Source organism: Tenacibaculum sp. 190130A14a (assembly GCF_964048965.1).
Lineage (GTDB): Bacteria > Bacteroidota > Bacteroidia > Flavobacteriales > Flavobacteriaceae > Polaribacter > Polaribacter polynesiense.
In genome coordinates this window covers 2,244,776-2,267,494 of record NZ_OZ040189.1, presented here as the reverse complement: position 1 = coordinate 2,267,494, position 22,719 = coordinate 2,244,776, and the positions used below count along the sequence as shown (strand labels likewise).

General features: G+C 32.1%; 22 protein-coding genes. 13 read left to right on the top strand and 9 right to left on the bottom strand.

The features are described 5' to 3' along the window. Positions 1-6: 6 nt before the first annotated feature. A complete protein-coding gene (locus ABNT22_RS10810) occupies positions 7-906 on the bottom strand; it encodes a sterol desaturase family protein (protein WP_348716759.1) in 900 nt (299 codons plus the stop codon). A 121-nt stretch (positions 907-1,027) separates the two neighbouring features. On the opposite strand from ABNT22_RS10810, the gene rpsF reads away from it, so the two are divergent. The 4 genes from rpsF to ABNT22_RS10790 all read left to right on the top strand — a co-directional run bounded on the left by rpsF (position 1,028) and on the right by ABNT22_RS10790 (position 5,421). After that, positions 1,028-1,369 (top strand): 30S ribosomal protein S6, encoded by a 342-nt coding sequence (gene rpsF, locus ABNT22_RS10805; RefSeq protein ID WP_348716761.1) that lies wholly within the window; start codon positions 1,028-1,030, stop codon positions 1,367-1,369. Between the two features lie 3 nt (positions 1,370-1,372). Next, positions 1,373-1,669 carry a 30S ribosomal protein S18 gene (gene rpsR / locus ABNT22_RS10800; RefSeq protein ID WP_299104390.1) on the top strand — a complete coding sequence of 99 codons (297 nt, stop codon included), beginning with the start codon at positions 1,373-1,375 and terminating at the stop codon, positions 1,667-1,669. A gap of 15 nt (positions 1,670-1,684) precedes the next feature. Beyond that, on the top strand, positions 1,685-2,134 hold the full coding sequence (gene rplI, locus ABNT22_RS10795) for a 50S ribosomal protein L9 (RefSeq protein WP_348716764.1): 450 nt from the start codon (positions 1,685-1,687) through the stop codon (positions 2,132-2,134). A 104-nt stretch (positions 2,135-2,238) separates the two neighbouring features. Next, on the top strand, positions 2,239-5,421 hold the full coding sequence (locus ABNT22_RS10790) for a TonB-dependent receptor domain-containing protein (RefSeq protein ID WP_348716766.1): 3,183 nt from the start codon (positions 2,239-2,241) through the stop codon (positions 5,419-5,421). 227 nt (positions 5,422-5,648) lie between these two features. Here ABNT22_RS10790 and lysA read toward each other — a convergent pair whose 3' ends face one another. The 3 genes from lysA to ABNT22_RS10775 form a co-directional block, all read right to left on the bottom strand. Then, entirely contained in the window at positions 5,649-6,854 is a 1,206-nt protein-coding gene (lysA, locus tag ABNT22_RS10785) for a diaminopimelate decarboxylase (protein WP_348716768.1), read from the bottom strand. A 289-nt stretch (positions 6,855-7,143) separates the two neighbouring features. Then, positions 7,144-8,382, bottom strand: coding sequence for a peptidase T (gene pepT / locus ABNT22_RS10780; protein ID WP_348716770.1), 1,239 nt, complete (start codon positions 8,380-8,382; stop codon positions 7,144-7,146). Between the two features lie 43 nt (positions 8,383-8,425). Further along, positions 8,426-9,499, bottom strand: a complete 1,074-nt coding sequence (locus ABNT22_RS10775) for a DUF3810 domain-containing protein (protein ID WP_348727094.1) — start codon at positions 9,497-9,499, stop codon at positions 8,426-8,428. Positions 9,500-9,626: 127 nt separating this feature from the next. Here ABNT22_RS10775 and dnaB point away from each other — a divergent pair, with 127 nt between their 5' ends. From dnaB to ABNT22_RS10750, 5 genes are all read left to right on the top strand, one after another. Then, positions 9,627-11,144, top strand: a complete 1,518-nt coding sequence (dnaB, locus tag ABNT22_RS10770; RefSeq protein WP_348716774.1) for a replicative DNA helicase — start codon at positions 9,627-9,629, stop codon at positions 11,142-11,144. 73 nt (positions 11,145-11,217) lie between these two features. Continuing rightward, positions 11,218-12,477 carry an asparagine synthetase B gene (locus ABNT22_RS10765; protein ID WP_348716776.1) on the top strand — a complete coding sequence of 420 codons (1,260 nt, stop codon included), beginning with the start codon at positions 11,218-11,220 and terminating at the stop codon, positions 12,475-12,477. Positions 12,478-12,686: 209 nt separating this feature from the next. Continuing rightward, positions 12,687-13,532 (top strand): transketolase, encoded by an 846-nt coding sequence (locus tag ABNT22_RS10760; protein ID WP_348716778.1) that lies wholly within the window; start codon positions 12,687-12,689, stop codon positions 13,530-13,532. Between the two features lie 120 nt (positions 13,533-13,652). Further along, positions 13,653-14,783 (top strand): N-acetyl-alpha-D-glucosaminyl L-malate synthase BshA, encoded by a 1,131-nt coding sequence (bshA, locus tag ABNT22_RS10755; RefSeq protein WP_348716780.1) that lies wholly within the window; start codon positions 13,653-13,655, stop codon positions 14,781-14,783. A gap of 82 nt (positions 14,784-14,865) precedes the next feature. Continuing rightward, complete coding sequence (locus tag ABNT22_RS10750) at positions 14,866-16,161, top strand: MFS transporter (RefSeq protein ID WP_348716782.1); 1,296 nt, start codon at positions 14,866-14,868, stop codon at positions 16,159-16,161. A 3-nt stretch (positions 16,162-16,164) separates the two neighbouring features. Here the strand turns inward: ABNT22_RS10750 and ABNT22_RS10745 are convergent, their stop codons facing one another. The 5 genes from ABNT22_RS10745 to ruvX form a co-directional block, all read right to left on the bottom strand. Beyond that, on the bottom strand, positions 16,165-16,896 hold the full coding sequence (locus ABNT22_RS10745) for an SDR family NAD(P)-dependent oxidoreductase (protein ID WP_348716784.1): 732 nt from the start codon (positions 16,894-16,896) through the stop codon (positions 16,165-16,167). Positions 16,897-17,045: 149 nt separating this feature from the next. Then, on the bottom strand, positions 17,046-17,825 hold the full coding sequence (mazG, locus tag ABNT22_RS10740; protein WP_348716786.1) for a nucleoside triphosphate pyrophosphohydrolase: 780 nt from the start codon (positions 17,823-17,825) through the stop codon (positions 17,046-17,048). A gap of 2 nt (positions 17,826-17,827) precedes the next feature. Beyond that, positions 17,828-18,247, bottom strand: a complete 420-nt coding sequence (locus tag ABNT22_RS10735; protein WP_348716790.1) for a DUF5606 domain-containing protein — start codon at positions 18,245-18,247, stop codon at positions 17,828-17,830. 40 nt (positions 18,248-18,287) lie between these two features. After that, positions 18,288-18,875, bottom strand: a complete 588-nt coding sequence (gene def, locus ABNT22_RS10730) for a peptide deformylase (protein ID WP_348716792.1) — start codon at positions 18,873-18,875, stop codon at positions 18,288-18,290. An 80-nt stretch (positions 18,876-18,955) separates the two neighbouring features. Beyond that, positions 18,956-19,366: a Holliday junction resolvase RuvX gene (gene ruvX / locus ABNT22_RS10725; protein ID WP_348716794.1), complete on the bottom strand. Its 411-nt coding sequence runs from the start codon at positions 19,364-19,366 to the stop codon at positions 18,956-18,958. A gap of 120 nt (positions 19,367-19,486) precedes the next feature. Here ruvX and ABNT22_RS10720 point away from each other — a divergent pair, with 120 nt between their 5' ends. Genes ABNT22_RS10720 through ABNT22_RS10705 form a run of 4 tightly spaced genes read left to right on the top strand, consistent with a single transcriptional unit; the run spans position 19,487 to position 22,716 of the window. Continuing rightward, positions 19,487-20,302, top strand: a complete 816-nt coding sequence (locus ABNT22_RS10720; RefSeq protein ID WP_348716797.1) for a 2,3,4,5-tetrahydropyridine-2,6-dicarboxylate N-succinyltransferase — start codon at positions 19,487-19,489, stop codon at positions 20,300-20,302. Between the two features lie 9 nt (positions 20,303-20,311). Beyond that, positions 20,312-21,208 carry an ATP-grasp fold amidoligase family protein gene (locus tag ABNT22_RS10715; RefSeq protein ID WP_348716799.1) on the top strand — a complete coding sequence of 299 codons (897 nt, stop codon included), beginning with the start codon at positions 20,312-20,314 and terminating at the stop codon, positions 21,206-21,208. 10 nt (positions 21,209-21,218) lie between these two features. After that, on the top strand, positions 21,219-22,166 hold the full coding sequence (locus ABNT22_RS10710; protein WP_348716801.1) for a Stealth CR1 domain-containing protein: 948 nt from the start codon (positions 21,219-21,221) through the stop codon (positions 22,164-22,166). 1 nt (position 22,167) lies between these two features. Beyond that, complete coding sequence (locus tag ABNT22_RS10705; protein WP_348716803.1) at positions 22,168-22,716, top strand: L-threonylcarbamoyladenylate synthase; 549 nt, start codon at positions 22,168-22,170, stop codon at positions 22,714-22,716. Positions 22,717-22,719: the final 3 nt, after the last annotated feature.

Below are 22,719 nucleotides of genomic sequence, written 5' to 3'. Positions count from 1 at the left end.
AGAAGCTTAAAGAGCTTCTCTTTTTTTTGTTTTTTCCCATTCCTTTCTTAAGTCAGTAGAAAGTTTTCCTGTTCCATCATGTTTCCATCCAGGAGGTTTAATTAGGTACAGAAATCTTTTCCATAAAGATGTATTGCTGGTGAAGATATCACTAAACATATTAAACCATTCTATAAATGCTACTTTCAATGGATTATAAGTATTAATATTGGTAACTAAACCATAAATAGGTTTTTCTACTTCTGGTTCAAAAGTTCCAAAGAGTTTATCCCAAATAATAAATATTCCAGCATGATTTCTATCTAAATATTGTGGATTGGTAGCGTGGTGCACTCTATGATGACTAGGTGTATTAAAGATGGCTTCAAACCATCTAGGAAGTTTATCAATTAATTCGGTATGAATCCAATATTGATACAGTAAAGAAATACTCATTTGCATTAAAATCATAATAGGATGAAAGCCTAGAAGTGGTAGAGGAGCCCAAAAAATAAAAGTATAAAAGCTCCCAGACCATGTTTGACGTAAAGCGGTACTTAAATTGTATTTTTGAGAAGAGTGGTGTACTACATGGCTGGCCCAAAACAATCTACTCTCATGAGCTATTCTATGATTCCAATAGTAACAAATATCTTCTGCAAATAGCAGTATAACCCAAGTCCACCAAGCAAACGGAAGTGTAAAAAATCGAAATTGATATAAAAAAATAAAGAATGTTAAAATGATTCCTTTTGTAAACAATCCAATAAATACATTCCCGAGTCCCATAGTTATGGAAGTAATTGCATCTTTATATTCATAATCTTCCATTTTTACTTTTACTGTTAAAATAACTTCAATAATAACAGTTAATACAAAAAATGGAATTGCATAATGAATAAGATTGGGTAGTTCAGGAACGTTCATGTTAAAAAATTAAAGGGATGATGTAACAAACTTAATGAAAAATACTTTAAATTAATAATGAAGTATTAATGTAAACTTTGTATATTTGCACGCTTAAAATTAATTTTTTAAATAAATAATTATGAATCATTACGAAACTGTTTTCATTTTGAATCCCGTTTTATCTGAAACTCAGATAAAGGAAACAGTACAAAAGTTTCAGGACTTATTGACTAGCAAGGGTGCCGAAATGATCCACAAAGAAAATTGGGGCTTAAAGAAATTAGCATATCCAATTGAAAAGAAAAAAAGTGGTTTTTATCACTTATTTGAGTACAAAGTATCAGGTGAGGCTATAGCTCCGTTTGAATTAGAGTTCAGACGTGACGATAGCGTTATGCGTTACTTAACTGTAAAGTTAGACAAGCACGCAGCTGCTTGGGCAGAGAAGAGAAGAAACCGTGTTAAATCTGAAAAAAAGTAAGAAATGGCATCAATTGATCAACAAGCAGGAGCAGGAAAACAAGGAGATGTAAGATACTTAACTCCTTTAGACATTGAAACTAAAAAAGAAGCAAAATACTGTCGTTTTAAGAAAAACGGTATTAAGTACATCGATTATAAAGATGCTGACTTCTTAATGTATTTAGTAAATGAGCAAGGTAAAATTTTACCTCGTCGTTTAACAGGAACATCTTTAAAATACCAACGTAAAGTGGCTCAAGCTATTAAAAGAGCACGTCACTTAGCTTTAATGCCATACGTAGGTGATATGTTAAAATAATAAAACAGTACGATTATGGAATTGATATTAAAGCAAGACGTAGAAAACTTAGGTTTTAAAGACGATATCGTAACTGTTAAGAATGGTTATGGTCGTAACTACTTAATCCCACAAGGATATGCAATTTTAGCTACTTCTTCTGCAAAGAAAGTTTTAGCTGAAAACTTAAAACAACGTGCTTATAAAGAAGCTAAATTAATAGAAGATGCTACTAAATTAGCTGAAACTGTTAAAGGTTATGAGTTAAAGATTGCTTCTAAAGTAGGATCTGGAGATAAATTATTCGGTTCAGTTAACAATATTAACGTTGCTGAGGCTTTAGCTAAAGCTGGAACTGAAATTGATAAGAAATTTATCAAAGTTACTGGAGGTAACGTAAAGAGATTAGGAAAATACAACGCTGCTGTGCGTTTACACAGAACAGTTGTAGCTGACATCGTATTTGAAGTAGTTGCTGAAAAGTAATTTATTGTTAAATACTTGTTAATAAAAGATTAACCCGCTTTTTAAAGCGGGTTTTTTTATTGTGTAATTTTAAGAACGGAAATAGAAATTATTATTACTCAATTATGAAAAAATTACTAACCTTTTCCTTTTTCTTGATGTTTGTAGCCAGTATTAGTGCTCAGATTACAACATCTAAGATAAAAGGAGTTGTTACAGATAATGCTGGGGAGCCATTATTTGGAGCAAACATCGTGGTACTGCATGTACCAACAGGAACAGTGTCTGGAGCAGTAGCTCAGGATAACGGAAAGTATACAATTCCGAACTTAAGAGTAGGGGGACCTTATAAAATAACATTCAGTTATGTAGGTTTTAAACCTCAAGAAGTTAACAATGTATTTTTAACCTTAGGAAAGACGACCAATATTAATGGTAAGCTTGCTGAAGATGGTGAACAACTGGAAGAAGTTGTAATATCAGCTTCTAAAAGTAAAGTTTTTAATAATGATAGAACAGGAGCACAAACAAGTGTAAGTGCAGTTCAATTAAAGACTTTACCTACTATTTCGCGTTCTGCTTCAGATTTTACTCGTTTAGAACCAACAGCTAGTAATGGTTCATTTGGAGGTAGAAATGATCAGTTTAACAACTTCTCTTTAGATGGGTCTATTTTTAATAATCCGTTTGGATTAGATGCAGCTACACCAGGTGGGCAAACAGATTCGCAACCAGTATCATTAGATGCGATTGAGCAAATATCTGTATCTACTGCTCCGTATGATGTTACGCTTTCTGGTTTTACAGGAGCATCTGTAGATGCTGTTACCAAGAGTGGAACAAATGAATACAAAGGAACCGTATATGGCTTTTACCGAAATGAAGATTTTACAGGAGGGAAAATAGATGGTTTTGAAGTTTTCAAACCAAAGTTATTACAAACACAGTATGGGGCAAGTTTAGGAGGACCAATAATCAAAGACAAATTATTTTTCTTTGCAAACTTTGAAAAAGACTTACGAGAAGATTTAGGATCAGCTTTTCAACCAAATACTGGCTCAGGAGCTATCAACGAATCGAGAGTTTTAGCATCAGATCTACAGTTAGTAAGTAATATCTTGTCACAAGTTGATATAGGGAATGGACAAAAGTATAACCCTGGAGCTTTTCAAGGGTTTACCTTTGATTCAGAATCAACCAAAGGAATTTTTAAATTAGACTGGAATATTAATAAGAAGCACCGTTTAGCATTTATATATAATTTCTTACGTGCTTCTAAAGAAAAACCTGCACATCCAACGGCATTAGGGTTTAGAGGCCCAAGCGCTACAACGTTACAATTTGAAAATACTGGATACGAAATCAACAATAATATAGATTCTTTCTTAGTAGAATTGAACTCTACATTTAATGAAACTACAACGAATAAATTACAGGTTGGATATACACATTTCGATGATTTTAGAAACGCTTTATCATCACCAGCACCAACTATTACTATTTTAGATGAGAATGCTAGTTCAAACTATATTATAGCGGGTCATGAACCATTTTCAATTAATAATAGGTTAGATCAGAAAGTATTTCAATTAACAAATAATATGAACTTTTTTCAAGGAGATCATACGATTACTATAGGTTTTTCTTTTGAAAAGTTCATGTTCGATAATTCATTTAATTTAGGTGTATATGGAGCACAAGGAGTGTTCTTTCCATCAGGTACCATTAATGATTTTAGAGCTACTATAGGCGATCCAGTTGCGGAAGCAGCTTTAGTAGCTAACTATCAGGCGCAGTTTGACACCGCTATAGCTGCGAATAACTCATTATCGGGTAATGGAATAGGAAATGCAGGAGGATGGGCATTGGCCGAAACGAATGTAGGTCAACTAGCATTTTATGTACAAGATGAATGGGAAGTAAATGATAATTTAAAATTGACTTTTGGAGTTCGTTTTGATAAACCATTATTCTTTGATTCTGCTGAAAAAGCACAGGAAGTTATTGATAATGCCTGTTGTTTTGCTCCAAATATTCCATATCAAAACCCAAATACTAACGAAACTGTATTTTTAGATAATAGAGATATGCCAACGAACGAATGGCTAATTTCACCAAGATTTGGTTTTAATTGGGACGTAAATGGAGAAAAGAAATTACAAATTAGAGGAGGTACTGGATTATTTACAGGACGTTTACCTTTTGTGTGGTTAGGAAATCAAATAGCAAATCCTAATGCATTTTTCTACCAAATGGTAGATCCTGAATTCCAATTTCCACAGGTGTGGAGAACCAACATTGGTGCAGACTACAAATTTGACAATGGATTTGTAGTAACTGGAGATGTGGCGTATACTAAAGATATTAATGGAGCGCATGTACAAAACTGGGGACTAAGAAATCCATCAGGAATGTTAAATGGAGGAGGAGATAACAGAGCGGTCTATTTACCTGGAGATGTAGGGAATAATGCGTATGTATTTACCAACTCAGATAAAGGAAGAGTTATAAATGCCTCTATAAAGGTAGAAAAGTCATTTGAAAATGGACTGTACGCTAATGTTGCATACAGTTATTTAAATTCGAAAGATGTGAACTCTATTGAAGCGGAAATTACAGGAGATGCTTTTGCTTTTAACCCGGTTGTAGGGAATGCTAATAATGATGTTTTAGCATTTTCTAAATATGGAGACACTCATAGAGTTATTGGAGTAGCTTCTAAGAAGTTTACATACGGAGGAGATAAATTTGCTACCACAATATCTACATTCTTTGAATATGCAAAAGGAGGAAGGTTTAATTATACTTATGGAGGAGATATAAATAATGATGGATCTGTATTAAACGATCTTTTATATGTTCCAACAGATGCGGAAATAGATCAAATGAATTTTGATACTTCAAATAATCCGGTAACAGTTCAACGTGAAGGATTGAAGCAATATATCGCTCAAGATGAATATTTAAGTGGAAGAAGAGGTCAATATGTTGAAAGATATGGAGCTTTGGCACCGTGGAGAAGTCGTTGGGATGTGAAAATTTTACAAGATTTCAATATCAATGTTGCCGAAGGAAAGCAAAATACAATACAAATTAGTTTGGACATATTAAACTTTGGAAATTTAATAAACTCAGAATGGGGTGTTGTGCAACAAGTTGGAAATGTACAACCTTTAGGTGTGTCGGTAGATCAAAATACATTAACACCGACCTATACGTTTGATCCAAATTTAACAACGACTTTTGTACCAGATACAAGTTTACAATCGCGTTGGCAAATGCAGTTAGGATTACGTTATATATTCTAAGAAATAACTTACAATTGTTAATAAAAAACTGTCCTTTTTAGGGCAGTTTTTAGTTTTAAAACGAAAATAAGGGGGATTTTCCTTATAAAAACATAAAAATAATAGAGATATTTGTTAGGTAAATAAAGATAGGGGACTTTATTACGAACGTTTAAAATATAATCTTTGAGGGGTTGGTTATATTTTAAAAAAAACTCTGACTTACCCAAGTCAGAGTTTTTGTTGTTTTAAAGAGAAACTTCGATTTGATTTTTAATAATGTCATCGAAAGTCTCTCTTTTCCTTATTAGATAATCTTTTCCATTGTATAACATTACTTCAGCAGGTCTATATCTCGAGTTATAGTTTGAAGCCATTGAATAACAATAAGCACCTGCATTGTGAAAACATAGGATATCGTCTTCAGCAATTTCATTTATTCTTCTATTAGACCCAAAAGTATCTGTTTCACAGATATAACCAACTATACTATAGTAACGCTCACGACCTTTAGGGTTAGAAAGGTTTTCAATTTGATGATAAGAATTATAAAACATAGGTCTAATCAAATGATTTAAACCAGAATCGATACCAGCAAAAACTGTAGATGTGGTTTGTTTTATGACGTTTACTTTTGCAAGAAAATATCCAGATTGACTTACCAAAAATTTACCTGGTTCAAACATTAAAGTCAATTCTTTACCATACTCTTTACAAAATTCATTAAATCGCTTTGATAATTTAGTTCCAAGCTCTTCAATGTTAGTGGATATATCACCAGTTTTATAGGGAACTTTAAATCCACTACCAAAGTCAATAAAGTCTATGTTGTCGAATTGTTTAGCAACTTCAAATAATATCTCAGTTGCGCGTAAAAAGGTATCAATATCTAATATATCAGACCCCGTGTGCATATGGATTCCGTTTATACGCATCCCCGTGTTTTCAACAACTCTTTTAATATGTGGTACCTGATGAATTGAAATACCAAATTTAGAATCTATATGTCCTACAGAAATCTTACTATTTCCTCCAGCCATAATATGTGGGTTAATACGAATACAAACAGGTATTTTAGGATGTTTTTGACCAAATAACTCCAAAATAGAAAGATTGTCAATGTTTATTTGAACACCTAATTTGGCAACATCTTCAATTTCTTTCAGAGAAACTCCGTTTGGCGTATATATAATATTCTTTGGCTCAAATCCAGCTAGTAAACCAAGTTTTACTTCTTGAATAGAAACTGTATCTAAACCACTTTTTAAAGTATTAAATACTTTAAGAATGTTTACATTGGATAAGGCTTTTACCGCATAGTTTATTTTAACATGTTTGACCTTTGAAAAAGCAGTAGTGATTTTCTTATATTGATTTTTAATCACATCGGTATCATACACATACAACGGACTTCCATAAGTCTCTGTCAATTTCAATAATTTGTTTCTATCCATTTTTTTACTATTTGGAAGGTAAAAGTAGAATGAGAGCTTCATCGAGCCAATTAAATTAAAGAAATAAACAAATCGTTTTTTTTTGTGAAATAAAGATGTTTATACCCCTTATAAAGGGGAAATAACCTATTGAATAGTTTTGGAAAGTAGAGATATTTGTAACGAAATAAAAATAAGGGGATTTATTTCAAGTATTATGATATTTTCATTAAGGGGTGGAAAATGTCATAAAAAAACAAAGCACTGGGTGTACACCAGTGCTTTTAATTTATAACAGAATAATTATTGTTTACTTAAACTTTATAGCCACTTTTTCTGCAATTCCAACAATTACTTCACTGGCTTTTACAATACTTTCTGCTGGCACATACTCATAACGTCCGTGGAAATTATGTCCACCTGCAAAAATATTTGGACAAGGTAAACCTTTGTAAGATAGTTGAGAACCATCTGTACCTCCTCTAATTGGCTTAATTAATGGAGTAATTCCCATATCTTTCATTACTTCTTCAGCAACATCTACAATATGCATTACAGGAGTTACTTTTTCCTTCATATTAAAGTATTGATCTTTAATTTCTACAGAAATCAACTTTTTACCTTGTTTAGCATTCAATACCTCCGCCAAGTCTAACATTGCTTTCTTACGGTTGTTAAACTGATCCATATCATGGTCACGGATGATATAATGTAGTTTTGTTTGTTCAACTTCACCTTCCATGTGGTGTAAGTGGAAGAAACCTTCATAACCAGAAGTTCTTTCAGGTACTTCATCTTCTGGTAGAGCATTGATAAACTCACTTGCAATTAACATAGAGTTAATCATTTTACCTTTTGCATACCCAGGATGAACAATTTTTCCTTCAATGGTAACAGTAGCACCCGCTGCATTAAAGTTTTCATATTCTAATTCACCAATTTGACTTCCGTCCATTGTATAGGCCCATTCTGCACCAAATTTTTCTACGTCAAACAAATGTGCTCCTTTACCAACTTCTTCATCTGGAGTAAAACAAATTCTTATTTTACCATGTTTTATTTGTGGATTTTGAATTAAATACTCCATTGCTGAAACAATCTCAGTAACTCCAGCCTTGTCATCAGCACCTAATAACGTAGTACCATCTGTAGTGATAATAGTTTGTCCTTTGTATTGTAGTAAGTCTTCAAAATAATCTGGTGATAAAACAATATTTTGTTCTTTGTTTAACAAAATATCTTTACCGTCATAATTTTCGTGGATTTGTGGTTTCACATTAGCTCCCGTAAAATCAGGACTAGTATCAATATGAGCAACAAAACCAATGGTAGGTACTTCGTAGTCTAAATTACTAGGTAAAGTAGCCATTAAATAGCAGTTTTCATTGAGCTCCACATCTTCCATTCCAATCTCTTTTAGTTCTTGTTCAAGAACACGTGCTAAATCCCATTGTTTTTCAGTACTTGGAAAAGCAGGGTTGTTTGGATCACTCTCAGTATCTATAGTAACGTACTTGATAAATCTATCAATAATATGTTGTTGATTCATTTATAATAAATTTTGAAGCTCAAAAATAGCTAATTTTATGTATTTAAAGTGCTTGTTTTTCAAAATAAGCAATCAACAAATCTACCACATAACTATACGATTTTATCCCTTGTGCTTGGTTGTTAGCTTTTAAATAAGAATTGTATCCTTTTTTCAAATAGGGTTCTATAGGATTTTCAAACTGTTTCCAATGGATATAACTACTTTTAAAATCTTTGTAAATTCCTTTATGAACCATTTTTTTTATTGTATCAGCTTGGGTTTTATCTCTTTTAGAAAGTTCTATGATACAATACCTGTATGCCATTCGATACCCCGAATATTGAAAATAAATATCCTCATTATTTATACAGGCCAAAAAACTAACAAAATTCGCATCATTTTCTGCTGACCATCCTATTTGATGTCCCATTTCATGACATGTAGTAGCAGGATACCCTGTTTTAGGAATCATATCATTAATCTGGGCTTCACCAGTAATTGGATTGATGTACCCTGAGGTACCATTATATGATTGAAACAAACTTACTAAAGAGCTTTTAACAGAAGAAAATTTATAGGTTAATTGTGGTAGTTTTTTTGATAATTGCTGAAAACCTTGAGGAGCCAATTGGTATATTTCTTTTTGGGTGTATGGTACTATGACTTCTAAACTATCATTCTTAGTAATTTGTAATTGAATTCTGTTTAGTTGATCAATTATGATTTGGGTGGTTTTAATTAATTGTTCATTGGTATATTCACTTTGCTTTAACCCTAAATTTTTAGCTAAAGGTTCTCTAAAATAATTGAAGCCCCAAGAGGTATAGAAACAGAAATAAACAATTGATAATATACTTGTAAATTTTAGTATTTGTGGTATAAAATTCTTACCTTTAGTAGTAATCAGTTTAAAGATTGCCTTCAATAAAAGAAAGAGGAGTACGAGACCCAATACGTCTCCAAAAGAAAAAGGAATCCAACCTAAAAGAATACGAAAAAAACTAGAAATGTAGGGATACATCCCATTACTATAATATTTTTCAATGAAGTGAGGTTGTTGGCTTAAAAATTGCACAATTAACACTTGAATAGGAAGTAATAAACTTAAAAAAAGATGTTTTTTAGAGTATCGCATAAAGCCAAAAATAAGAAAGTATAAACGTTATCAACAAGTTAATAACATTTTTATTTACATAAAATGTGCAAAATAAAATAAGTGCGAGCTTCTATAAATATCATCTTAAAAAATTACATTTGCTGTTATGGAGAGAACACAATCTATTAGGGGAACAAAAATTGACAAATCAAGAATAATTAGCTTAGAAAAAGGAAAACTACCACCACAAGCATTAGATTTAGAAGAGGCGGTTTTGGGAGCGATGATGATTGATAAGAAGGGGATTGATGAAGTGATTGATATCTTACATCCAGACGCCTTTTATGACAAGCGACACCAAGAGATTTATGAAGCTATATATGCCTTATTTCAGAATTCGGAACCAATTGATTTATTATCAGTTTCTAATCAGTTAAAAAAGAATGGTAAATTAGATATTGCTGGTGGAGATTTTTATTTGATTGGATTAACGCAAAAGGTAGCATCGTCTGCGCATATTGAGTTTCATTCTCGTGTAATTCTTCAAAAATATATTCAAAGAAAGTTAATTACAATTTCATCAGAAATTATTGAAAATGCGTATGATGAAACAGTAGATGTATTTGATTTATTAGATGATGCAGAAGGGAAGTTATTTGAAGTAACACAAGGGAACTTGAAGAAAGGTGCTGAAAGAGCAGATTCGTTAGTTCAACAATCGATAAATAAAATTCAAGAAATTTCTACGAAGGAAGGAATGAGTGGTTTAGCTACTGGTTTTACAAAATTAGATGCACTTACTTCTGGTTGGCAGCCTTCCGATTTGATTATTATTGCAGCACGTCCTGGTATGGGTAAAACTGCATTCGTAATCTCCATGGCAAAAAACATGGCTATTGATTTTAACCATGCAGTTGCTATTTTCTCTCTAGAGATGTCATCAGTACAGTTAATTACCCGTATGATTTCTTCTGAAACAGGATTGACTTCAGAAAAATTAAGAAAAGGAAATTTAGAACCTCATGAATGGGAACAACTAAATGTAAAGGTTAAAAAACTTTCAGATGCTCCTATTTTTATTGATGATACACCAGCACTTTCAATTTTCGACTTACGTGCAAAAGCACGTCGTTTAGTGTCTCAGCATGGAGTTAAAATATTAATTATTGATTACTTACAGTTAATGACAGCTGGTGGAGCAGGAGGTAACCGTGAACAGGAAATTTCTACGATTTCTCGAAACTTAAAAGCCTTAGGTAAAGAATTAAATATTCCAGTAATTGCTTTATCACAGTTATCACGTTCGGTAGAAACTCGTGGAGGAAGTAAGCGTCCTTTACTTTCTGACCTTCGTGAATCTGGAGCGATTGAGCAGGATGCCGATATTGTATCGTTTATTTTCCGTCCAGAATATTATGGTATGACCGAATGGGATGATGATGATCATTCACCATGTGAGGGACAAGGGGAATTTATTGTTGCAAAGCATCGTAATGGTGGTTTAGATAATATTCGTTTAAAGTTTACTGGACACTTGGCAAAATTCTCAGATCTAGAAGAAGGATTTAGTAGTGAATTCCAATCGAGTATGAATACAGGTTTTAATGACGAAGTTTCTTCGAGTAACTTCACCTCTCCAGAAGACGCATTTGGTCCTATGGGTGGAGATGATGTTCCTTTTTAAATTTTAAATAAAACTTAAAATATAATAGAATACACAATTACTTGAATGTAATTGTGTATTTTAGTTTTTAGATATGAGAAAAATACTATATACACTATTATTTTTGCTGTGCTCTAATACTATTTGGGCGTCATTTATTTACATACCTATGAGTAATGATAATCAGAAAAATCATTTAAAGGCATATGGTATTGTTTATTATGCTTTACAAAATGGGTTAAAAGCAAAATGGTTATTGAATTATGATGGAGGAGCATTTTTAATGGAGAATAATCAAGCTATTGAGAATGAGTGTAAAATTAGAGGTGTTTCATATCAAATTATCTCCGATACAAAATCCAAATTGATTTTAGAGGAGATTTCTTCGCCTTCTAAAAATCAAGAAGCGGTAACCTTAGAAAAAGCACCCAAAATAGCGGTATATTCTCCTAAAGATAAAATGCCTTGGGATGATGCAGTTACTATGGTATTAACGTATGCAGAAATCCCGTTTGATGTAGTTTACGATGAAGAGGTACTTAATGATAAGTTATTGTTGTATGAATGGTTACACTTGCATCACGAAGATTTTACAGGGCAATATGGGCGTTTTTATGGAGCGTTTAGAACTGCACCTTGGTATATACAACAAAAGAAAGATGCAGAAGCTTTAGCCAAGAAATTAGGATATAGTAAAGTTTCTAAAGCAAAAGGAGATGTAGCAAAAAAAATCAGAGATTATGTAATAGGAGGAGGTTTTATGTTTGCTATGTGTTCTGCAACCGATAGTTTTGATATAGCATTGGCATCTGATGGTGTAGATATTTGTGAAACCATGTTTGATGGAGATCCTTCAGAACCCAACTACCAATCGAAAATAAATTTTAATAAGACACTTGCATTTAAAAATTTCGAATTGATAAGGAATCCTACAACTTATGAGTTTTCATCAATAGATATGACACGTAAACGTAGAATAAAAAAAGAAACAGATTATTTTTCTTTGAAAGAGTTTTCTGCAAAATGGGATCAAGTACCTACGATGTTAACTCAAAACCATACTTTGTTAGTTAAAGGGTTTATGGGGCAAACAACTTCATTCGACCGAAATACTATCAAATCTACAATTATTGTTTTAGGAGAAAATAAGAATAATGGAGAAGGACGCTATATTCATGGAACCAAAGGAAAAGGTATGTTTACTTTTTATGGGGGGCATGATCCTGAAGATTATCAGCACAGGGTAGGAGATCCTAAGACAGAACTTGATTTACATCCAACTTCTCCAGGCTATCGTTTAATTTTAAACAATGTATTATTCCCCGCTGCTAAAAAGAAAAAGCAGAAAACGTGATTTTTTGTTTTTTAAGGGTAACAAGTTAAACCTTTTTAACACTGAGAAAAAGAGGGTTCGATATAACTTAGAGTAAAGAAAACAAACGAAGGGAAAATTTGAACGAAAAAGAAAATTTTTAATATTTGAACCCTTTTCTTTTTTATTAAAAAAGTAATTGGCAATTGTTTTATAAACTGTTACTTTTGTCGGTATAAAATGAAATAAAAATGCCAACAACACAACAACTGCAAGATTTTACACAACAGGTTCGTAGAGATATCGTACGTATGGTACATGCCGTTAGTTCTGGGCATCCAGGAGGTTCTTTAGGATGTGCTGAATTTTTAACATGTTTATATCAGGATATCATGAGTTATTCTACTGATTTTGATATGGACGCTACCAATGAAGATGTATTCTTCTTATCAAATGGTCATATTTCACCTGTATTTTACAGTGTTTTATCTCGTAGTGGATATTTTCCAGTAGCAGAATTAGCTACGTTTAGAAAATTAGATTCTCGTTTACAAGGGCATCCAACTACACATGAGGACTTACCAGGAGTAAGAATTGCTTCAGGATCTTTAGGTCAAGGAATGAGTGTAGCTATTGGAACTGCCGAAGCTAAAAAGTTAAATGGAGATGACAAGATAGTATATTCTTTACATGGAGATGGAGAGTTACAAGAAGGTCAAATTTGGGAAGCAGCAATGTATGCTTCAGCAAAAAAAGTAGATAACTTAATAGCTACAGTAGATTTAAACGAAAAGCAGATTGATGGTACTACAGATGAAGTATTAGCAATGGGAAGCTTAAGAGCTAAATTTGAAGCTTTTGGTTGGGATGTGTTAGATATCAAAGAAGGAAATGATATTGAGGCTATTTTAAAGGGAATGGCAGAGGCTAAAGCTAAAACAGGTAAAGGAAAACCTGTGTGTGTACTGTTACATACAGAAATGGGGAATGGAGTTGATTTTATGATGCATACACATGCTTGGCATGGTAAGGCACCAAATGATGAGCAATTAGAAAATGCCTTAGCTCAAAATCCTGAAACATTAGGAGATTACTAAGAATCAAATAGATAAATATAAATCCCACGAAAGTGGGATTTTTTTATGATTTTATTCACATTAATGCGTAAGTAATGCTGTAAATTTACGTCAGTAACCTTAATAAAATTAGAAAGAAATATGAAAATAGGTATTGTATGTTATCCTACTTTTGGAGGTAGTGGAGTAGTAGCTACCGAGTTAGGTATGGCCTTAGCGGATAAAGGGCATGAAGTACATTTTATAACATATAACCAACCTGTTAGATTAGATTTTTTTTCTCACCGATTGCATTTTCATGAAGTAGTTTTGGAAGAGTATCCACTATTTCAGTACCAACCTTATGAATTAGCTTTGTCTAGTAAAATGGTTGAAGTTGCTGAAAAGCATGGACTAGAAATATTACATGTTCATTATGCAATTCCTCATGCCTATGCCGCATACATGGCAAAGCAAATGTTAAAAGAAAAAGGAATTAATATTAAGGTGATTACAACACTACACGGAACCGATATTACATTGGTTGGAAGTCATCCAACCTACAAAACAGCGGTAGAATTCAGCATTAATAATTCAGATGAAGTAACTACAGTCTCTAATAGTTTAAAAGAAGATACGTTACGCCTTTTTAATATTAAAAAAGACATAAAAGTAGTTTACAACTTTATTGATGGCGAAAAATATGAGAAGGCGCATCAGGCAGAATGTAAAAGAGTTGGTTTAGCAGAGCCTGAGGAAAGAATTTTAACTCATATTAGTAACTTCCGTCCAGTTAAAAGAACGGAAGATGTTATAAGGATATTTAATACGGTTCAAAAGGAAATACCTTCTAAACTTTTAATGGTAGGAGATGGACCCGATCGTTTAAAAACAGAAAATTTAGTAAAAGAGTTAGGTATTGAAGATAAAGTGTTGTTTTTAGGAAATAGTACAGAAGTAGCTAAAATCTTATGTTATTCTGATGTTTTCTTATTACCATCTGAAACGGAGAGTTTTGGTTTAGCAGCTTTAGAAGCAATGGCAGCTAGTACCCCTGTTATATCTACAAATGCTGGAGGTTTATCAGAGGTAAATGTTGGAGGGAAAACTGGATATTTGAGCGCTGTTGGAAACGTAGAAGAAATGGCACAAAATGCCATTAAAATATTAAAGAATGATGAAGTTCTTGAAGCTTTTAAGAGAAGGGCAAAAGAACATATAAAATTGTTTACGCTAGAAAACATCTTACCGGTATATGAAGAGATTTATAAAATCTGTTCACCTACTTATTAGTTTTCAAAATAGAGTAGTAATTAAAATATAGTATATTGCAAACCGTTCGAATCATCGAGCGGTTTTTTTTGAAACCAATAGTATGTATAAAATAGGAGATAAAAAGTTAATCAATGCTTGGGCATTTTACGACTGGGCAAATTCAGTATATTCATTAGTAATTAGTACAGCGGTTTTTCCTTTGTATTATAGTGCAGTTACTGAAGGAAAGTCTGTTCATTTTTTAGGAATGGAATGGGAGCATCCTGATAGTTTATATAGTTATGCTTTATCATTTTCATTTTTAGTAGTAGCGTTTATATCACCAATTTTATCAGGTATTGCCGATTATACCGGAAGTAAAAAGAAGTTTTTAAAGTTTTTCTGTTGGTTAGGAGGACTTTCCGTTATGAGTTTGTATTTCTTTGATGGTATTGATACAGTGTGGATAGGAATATGGTTTACCATATTAGCCAGTATTGGTTTTTGGGCTAGTTGGGTATTTTACAATGCCTATTTACCTGAAATAGCTTTACCAGAGCAACAAGATAGAGCTAGTGCTAAAGGGTTTATTTATGGATATGTTGGATCAGTAATATTATTACTAATTAATTTAGGAATGATAATGTTTCCAGAAGCATTGGGAATAACTAAAGGTATGGCATCTCGTATTTCGTTTGTAATGGTAGGAGTTTGGTGGATTGGTTTCGCACAAATTACTTTTAGACGTTTACCAGGAAATATTTATAACAAAAAACCTGAAGCAGATTATATTTGGAAAGGGTATAAAGAGTTACAAATAGTATTTAAAGAAGTGATGAATTATCCTACACTTAAACGTTATTTACTAGCTTTTTTCTTATTGAGTATTGGAGTGCAGACCATTATTTTAATGGCAGCAATATTTGGCTCATCAGAATTAGGGTTGTCTTCAACTAGTTTAATTGTAACCATTTTACTAGTTCAAATTGTAGCCATTGCTGGAGCTTATATATTCTCAAGATTATCTGATAAATATGGTAATTTCACAGCTCTAAAAATTACGATTGCTATATGGATGTTGGTATGTTTTACTGCATTTTTATTAGATAAAAATCAAGAAAATGTAGCTACTTATTTTTATGGTTTAGGAGGACTTCTAGGACTTGTACAAGGTGCTATTCAATCTTTATCAAGATCTACATATTCTAAATTATTACCAGAAACAGAAGATCATGCAACTTATTTTAGTTTCTATGATGTAACTGAGAAAATAGCCATTGTATTAGGAACGGCAGTATACGGTTTATTATATGCTATTACAGACTCAATGCAATGGAGTGTATTGTGTTTGGCAGTATTCTTTTTAGCATCATTTATTATCTTAAGTACCTTAAAGAAAACAAAACACGTAGAATAAGATTTAATTTTGGTAATTTCTAATATCAAAAATAGCTCCAGAGGTTAAATAATTTGTAGTGTCTATTGTATAAATAGTATTTGCAACATATTCTGGAGTATATAGTTCATTGTTTTCTTTTAAGTCGATAAAACGTTGCAAGTTTTTAAAGTCTGCCTTATCTGTACTGCGAATTTGTGTTTGCATATTAGTATCAACTACTCCAGGGTATAAGGAAATACATTTTACACCATTTTCTAATTCGCTTTGTTCTGTGGCAATAGCCCTAGTCATCATATCAATAGCAGCTTTTGATGTACAATAGATACTCCAACCTTCATAAGGTTTGGTAGCAGCCCCAGATGAAATATTGATAATCTGTTTTTTACAAGTTAAGTCTTGTGTAAGTTGAATAAATAAACTGTTTAAAACTAGTGGAGTAGTAGTGTTTAACTGAATAGTTTTTGCAATATCTATTGTATCAATATTTTCCAAATTTGATATAGTTCCTAATCTACCTGCATTATTGATTAATGTAATGCTATTAATGTCAATGTCTTTTAATTGGTCAAACAGCATTTTAAAAGCATGGTGGGATGCTTTTACATCTGATAAATCTATAGAAATTTGAGTTGCTTCTTCAATTTCTACAATACTTCTAGATAAAGAGTAAACCTTATAATTTTCGGATATATATTTTTTTACAAGTCCTAAACCAATCCCTTTACTTCCTCCGGTAATAATAGCTATATTCATAAAGGTAAAAATAAGAAATATGTAGTTTGCAAGTTGGTTTTTAATAGAGATATTACATCAGGTTGTACACAATGATATATCTATTAAACTCTTTAAATTGGGAATTAGACATTATTTGAAAAACTTCTTTGAGTTTTCCCAATATGGAATTATTTGAAAAACTTCTTTGAGTTTTCCCAATGAACATCCATTTCAGCTAAGGTCATTTCAGAGAGCTCTTTGCCTTCTTTTTTGGCCGCGTCTTCTAAATATTGGAAACGATTGATGAATTTTTTGTTCGTTTTTTCTAATGCATTTTCTGGATTTACTCCTATAAATCGAGCGTAGTTAATCATTGAGAAAAGAACGTCTCCAAACTCTTTTTCAATCTTTTCTTGATCGTTATTTTTAATTTCAGAATTTAGTTCTTCCAATTCTTCTTGTACTTTCTCCCATACTTGGTGTGGTTCTTCCCAATCAAAACCAACACCAGCAACTTTATCTTGAATTCTATTGGCTTTTACCATAGCAGGTAAACTTTTTGGAACTCCTTCTAAAACTGATTTTTTTCCTTCCTTAAGTTTTAGCTTTTCCCAATTTTGTTTTACTTCTTCTTCATTGGCAACTTCAACATCACCATAAATATGAGGATGACGATCTACCAATTTATCAGAAATACTATTGGCTACATCTGCAATATCGAAAGCCTTTTTCTCGCTTCCAATTTTCGCATAAAAAACGATGTGCAAAAGCACATCGCCTAGTTCTTTTTTTATTTCACTTAAGTCATCTTCTAAGATGGCATCAGCTAACTCGTAAGTTTCTTCAATTGTTAAGTGTCTTAAGCTTTGTAAAGTTTGCTTTTTATCCCATGGACACTTTTCTCTAAGCTCATCCATGATATCCAATAAACGATTGAAAGCTTCTAATTGTTGCTTACGAGTATTCATATTTATTCTTCAGTTTCAGCTTCAGTAGCTATTTCAATTGTAGAAAAGTCGAAACCAGCATTTACTAAAATGTTATACCACTGAACTACTTTTTTAATGTTTGAAGTATATACTCTTTCGTCATCGTAGTTAGGTAAAACTTCTCCAAAATAAGCCTGTAACTTATTACCACTTTCTTTATGAGAAATAGCTTCTTTACCATCTTCTTTAGCAGCAATATTTTTAAATACCTGACCTAATGGTACTTCCTCTTCGTAAGTATAAATAGCAATGTTGTCTAATAAGCTAACGTTATGAGTTGCTGTAATAGGAAAACGTTTTCCGTCAACAATTGACTTTACAATTACTCCTGTTTTAGTTTGTGATAAAATCTCGTATAAACCTGGTTTACCTGTAACGGCAATAATCTTACTAAATTCCATATTTTAATGTTTTAATCTTGATGTATTTATCAAGTTGTTGTTATCTCTTTTTTGCATTCGGAAAACGCATTCTGTATAGAGGCGTTATTTTTCCTTTTGAAATGTTCTCTAACTTCTTTTTAATCAATCTCTTTTTCAAAGAAGACAATTTATCTGTAAACAAAACGCCTTCAATATGATCATATTCATGCTGAAAAACACGAGCAGCCATTCCACTTAATACTTCTGTATGCTTTTCAAAATTTTCGTCTTGATATTCTATTGTAATCGTTTCTTGACGAAAAACATCTTCATTAATATTAGGAATACTTAAACAACCTTCATTGAAAGCCCATTCGTCACCTTCTTCTTTTAAAATTTTTGGGTTGATAAATACTCTGTTAAAGTTTTCCAATGCTTTACGTTCATTTTCATCTAAATCTTCATCATCAGCAAAAGGAGTCGCATCCACTAAAAACAGACGGATAGCTCTTCCAATTTGAGGAGCGGCTAAACCAACACCATTAGCATTGTACATAGTTTCCTTCATATTAGCAATTAACTTGCTTAATTCTGGGTAATCAGCGTCAATTTCTTTTCCTACTTTACGTAAAACAGGGTCTCCGTAAGCAACAATAGGTAAAATCATTTAGTACTTTTTTTATTTAGTAGTTTGCAAAAGTACAAAATTAACGATAAGCCGTTTTAAAAAAGCCAATAATTTATAGATTACTGGTTATATAAATAGCTTTGTAAGATAATTGTAGCGCTAATTTCATCTACCAAAGCTTTATTTTGACGTTGTTTCTTTTTAAGTCCACTGTCTATCATTGTTTGGAAAGCCATTTTAGAGGTAAAACGTTCGTCAACTCGTTTATACGGTATTTGTGGAATTTCTTTTACTAATTTATTAATAAAAGGCATAATTAGTTGCTCGCTTTCGCTATCTGAATTATCCATTTGTTTGGGTTTTCCAATAACAAAAAGTTCAACCTTCTCTTTGGCTATATAGTCTTTTAAAAAAGAAATCAAATCATTGGTATCAACAGTAGTAAGTCCAGAAGCAATAATTTTTAATTCATCGGTTACTGCAATTCCAGTTCTTTTCTTACCAAAATCAATAGCTAAAATTCTACCCATATAAAAAGTTTTGACAAAGGTAATTGAAATTAAACAAGCAATAAAAATCTGTTTAAAAAATGTATCTTCGCGATAAATATTCAAAGCAATTATATTTTTGCTGAAAATTTTACTTTAAAAATGACAGAATTACAATCAATTATAGAAAAAGCTTGGGATAACAGAGAGCTACTTAAAGAGGAAACTACAATCAATGCTATTAGAAAAGTAGTAGATTTATTAGATTCGGGAGAATTACGTGTTGCAGAACCAGTAAGTGATGGGTGGCAGGTTAATGAATGGGTTAAAAAGGCAGTAGTACTATATTTTCCAATCCAAAAAATGGAAACTCTAGAAGCTGGTATTTTTGAATACCATGATAAAATTCCTTTAAAACGTGGATACGAGGCAAAAGGAATTAGAGTGGTCCCTAATGCCGTAGCACGACATGGTGCATATATATCAGAAGGTACTATTTTAATGCCAAGTTATGTAAACATTGGGGCCTATGTAGATGAGGGAACTATGGTTGATACTTGGGCTACCGTAGGGTCTTGTGCTCAAATTGGTAAAAATGTACATTTATCTGGAGGAGTAGGTATTGGTGGTGTATTAGAACCATTGCAAGCTGCACCTGTTATTATTGAAGATGGTGCATTTATTGGATCGCGCTGTATCGTAGTAGAAGGAGTGAGAGTAGAAAAAGAAGCAGTATTGGGAGCCAATGTAGTGTTAACAATGAGTACAAAAATTATTGATGTTACTGGAGATGAGCCTGTTGAAATGAAAGGAGTTGTACCAGCGCGTTCGGTAGTTATTCCAGGAAGTTATACAAAGAAATTTGCTGCAGGTGAATATCAAGTACCATGTGCGTTAATTATTGGTAAAAGAAAAGAAAGTACCAATAAGAAAACTTCTTTAAACGATGCTCTTAGAGAGTATGATGTAGCAGTTTAAAATAATATTATGAATAGAACAGTTTTACGCTTTCTTAAAAAAATGACCTTTTTACCAGAAAAGGTCTTTTTGCCTTATTTATATGAATATTTTACAGGTAAAAAATTAGATTTAAAAAATCCAGTTGAGTTTAATGAAAAAATTCAGTGGTACAAATTGTATTATCGTCCGAAGATATTAAATCAGTTAGTTGATAAGTATGCGGTAAGAACGTATGTATCTGAAAAAATAGGAGGGGAGTATTTAAATGACTTGTATGGGGTTTATGATTCTTTTGAAGATATCAATTTTGATGAATTACCTAATGAGTTTGTGTTAAAAGCTGTTCATGCAAGTAGTTATAATATTATTTGTAAAGACAAATCTAAATTAGATTTAAAAAAGGTTAAGAGAACTATAAAGAAATGGCAATCTACTAACCAGTATTATAGAGCTGGGCAAGAATGGGCATACAAAGATGTAGCTCCTAGATTGATTGCTGAGAAGTTTATAGAAGATGAAGAGAGAGGATCGCTAACCGATTATAAATTCTATTGTTTTGATGGTAAGGTGAAATTTATGGAGGTTCATTTTGATAGAGCAGAGCTTTTAAAAATAGCCAATTTTGATAGAGATTTCAATTTTTTACCTTTTAATAAAATGCCAGAAATCAATAGAATAACGGAGGAAGTAAAGAAACCACCAACTTTTGAAAAAATGATTGAGTTATCAGAAAAGTTAGCCGATAAATTTCCTTTTGTTAGAGTTGATTTTTATTCAATTAGGGATAAAATTGTTTTTGGAGAAATGACATTTTACCCTTCAGATGGTAGAAAAGAATACGTGCCAGATGAATACAACAAGATTATTGGAGACATGTTTGTACTACCTCCACATAATGGTAAAGATATAATTACAGAAGTATAAAAAATTGGATATGAATTTTCCTATAGACGCAGTAATTACTTGGGTTGATGGTAAAGATCCGAAGCATCAAGAAAAAATGTTACCTTATTTAGAGGATAAGAAGGTAGTTACAAATAAAAATTTTAGAACTCGTTTTGATCAGGTAGAAGAGATTAAGTTTACCGTAAATTCAATTTTAAAATATGCTCCCTTTATTAGGAACATTTTTATAGTAACAGATAATCAAATCCCTGATTTTGTTAGAAATAAAAAAGAAGGAACCTATGAAAATGTTTTTATAGTTGATCATAAAGATATTTTTAAGGAGGATGCCAATTACTTACCAGTTTTTAACTGTAGGCCCATAGAAACGAAATTGTATGATATACCCGAATTAGCAGAACATTTTGTTTATTTTAACGATGATATGTTTTTGTTGAAGGAACTAAAACCTACAGATTTTTTTATAGAAGGAAAACCAGTAATTCGTGGAAAATGGTTGAAGTTTAACGAAGATATTTTTTATAAGCGTTTATTTAATACTGAAAAGAAAAAGAAAAGAGCTGGACATAAAAAAGCGCAAGAAATGAGTGCTAAACTTGTAGGGTTTAAAAAGTATTATAAATTTCATCATACTCCTTTTTCTTTAAGAAAAGCTACATTTATGAACTTTTTCAAAGAGCATAAAGATATTGAAATAAGAAATATTGAGCATAAATTTAGGAGTCCGGAGCAATATACACCACAAGGATTAGCTAATCATATAGAGATAAAGAATAATACAGGTGTTTTAAAAGATGATTATCAGCTAGTTTATATTCAGAACTATAAAAAATCGTTTGCTTGGTTGAAGTATAAGCTGAATAATATTACTAAGAAAGAAGGAAAGTTGTTTTTGAATATGCAGAGTTTAGATCAATGTCCGAAAGACAAACTAGACTATGTACTTAATTGGTTAGAAGAAAGATATACTTTATAAAATGTTGCAGGAAATTGTAGATAAGTTAAAAGAGGGAAAAACGATTTTGTATCCTACAGATACCGTTTGGGGATTGGGATGTGATGCTACCAATGAGGACGCAGTTAAGAAGATTTATACGATTAAAAATAGGGCAGAATCTAAAAGTTTAATTATTTTGGTAAGCTCTATATCGATGTTAAAGGAATTTGTGGAAGAGATTCCAGAGAAAGCAATTCGAATCTTAAAGTCAGCAACAAAACCAACTACTATAATTTATCAAAACCCGAAGGGTTTGGCAGTTAATACGATTGCATCAGATAATACAATTGCTATTAGAATACCAGACAGCGAATTTTGTGTTCAAATGATCGAATCATTTGGAAAACCAGTTGTATCAACTTCAGCTAATATTAGTGGAGAACCAACTCCGAAATCTTTCTCAGAAATGAGTAACGCTATTTTAAATAGTGTAGATTATGTGGTAAATTTGCAGCAAGATAAAGTGAATGAAAAGTCATCTACCATTTTGAAAATTGATGGTGATGATATTATTGTGATTAGAGAATAATAT

Excerpts from the sequence above, each read along its gene's own strand:
- ABNT22_RS10810 (WP_348716759.1), bottom strand. The coding sequence starts at position 906 with ATGAACGTTCCTGAACTACCCAATCTTATTCATTATGCAATTCCATTT.
- ABNT22_RS10760 (WP_348716778.1), top strand. The coding sequence starts at position 12,687 with ATGCCAACAACACAACAACTGCAAGATTTTACACAACAGGTTCGTAGA.
- lysA (WP_348716768.1), bottom strand. The coding sequence starts at position 6,854 with ATGGATAGAAACAAATTATTGAAATTGACAGAGACTTATGGAAGTCCG.
- ABNT22_RS10735 (WP_348716790.1), bottom strand. The coding sequence starts at position 18,247 with ATGGAATTTAGTAAGATTATTGCCGTTACAGGTAAACCAGGTTTATAC.
- rplI (WP_348716764.1), top strand. The coding sequence starts at position 1,685 with ATGGAATTGATATTAAAGCAAGACGTAGAAAACTTAGGTTTTAAAGAC.
- ABNT22_RS10745 (WP_348716784.1), bottom strand. The coding sequence starts at position 16,896 with ATGAATATAGCTATTATTACCGGAGGAAGTAAAGGGATTGGTTTAGGA.
- ABNT22_RS10775 (WP_348727094.1), bottom strand. The coding sequence starts at position 9,499 with ATGCGATACTCTAAAAAACATCTTTTTTTAAGTTTATTACTTCCTATT.
- mazG (WP_348716786.1), bottom strand. The coding sequence starts at position 17,825 with ATGAATACTCGTAAGCAACAATTAGAAGCTTTCAATCGTTTATTGGAT.
- pepT (WP_348716770.1), bottom strand. The coding sequence starts at position 8,382 with ATGAATCAACAACATATTATTGATAGATTTATCAAGTACGTTACTATA.
- ABNT22_RS10765 (WP_348716776.1), top strand. The coding sequence starts at position 11,218 with ATGAGAAAAATACTATATACACTATTATTTTTGCTGTGCTCTAATACT.
- rpsR (WP_299104390.1), top strand. The coding sequence starts at position 1,373 with ATGGCATCAATTGATCAACAAGCAGGAGCAGGAAAACAAGGAGATGTA.
- ABNT22_RS10720 (WP_348716797.1), top strand. The coding sequence starts at position 19,487 with ATGACAGAATTACAATCAATTATAGAAAAAGCTTGGGATAACAGAGAG.
- rpsF (WP_348716761.1), top strand. The coding sequence starts at position 1,028 with ATGAATCATTACGAAACTGTTTTCATTTTGAATCCCGTTTTATCTGAA.
- ABNT22_RS10790 (WP_348716766.1), top strand. The coding sequence starts at position 2,239 with ATGAAAAAATTACTAACCTTTTCCTTTTTCTTGATGTTTGTAGCCAGT.
- ABNT22_RS10750 (WP_348716782.1), top strand. The coding sequence starts at position 14,866 with ATGTATAAAATAGGAGATAAAAAGTTAATCAATGCTTGGGCATTTTAC.
- ABNT22_RS10715 (WP_348716799.1), top strand. The coding sequence starts at position 20,312 with ATGAATAGAACAGTTTTACGCTTTCTTAAAAAAATGACCTTTTTACCA.
- ABNT22_RS10710 (WP_348716801.1), top strand. The coding sequence starts at position 21,219 with ATGAATTTTCCTATAGACGCAGTAATTACTTGGGTTGATGGTAAAGAT.
- bshA (WP_348716780.1), top strand. The coding sequence starts at position 13,653 with ATGAAAATAGGTATTGTATGTTATCCTACTTTTGGAGGTAGTGGAGTA.
- ABNT22_RS10705 (WP_348716803.1), top strand. The coding sequence starts at position 22,168 with ATGTTGCAGGAAATTGTAGATAAGTTAAAAGAGGGAAAAACGATTTTG.
- dnaB (WP_348716774.1), top strand. The coding sequence starts at position 9,627 with ATGGAGAGAACACAATCTATTAGGGGAACAAAAATTGACAAATCAAGA.
- ruvX (WP_348716794.1), bottom strand. The coding sequence starts at position 19,366 with ATGGGTAGAATTTTAGCTATTGATTTTGGTAAGAAAAGAACTGGAATT.
- def (WP_348716792.1), bottom strand. The coding sequence starts at position 18,875 with ATGATTTTACCTATTGTTGCTTACGGAGACCCTGTTTTACGTAAAGTA.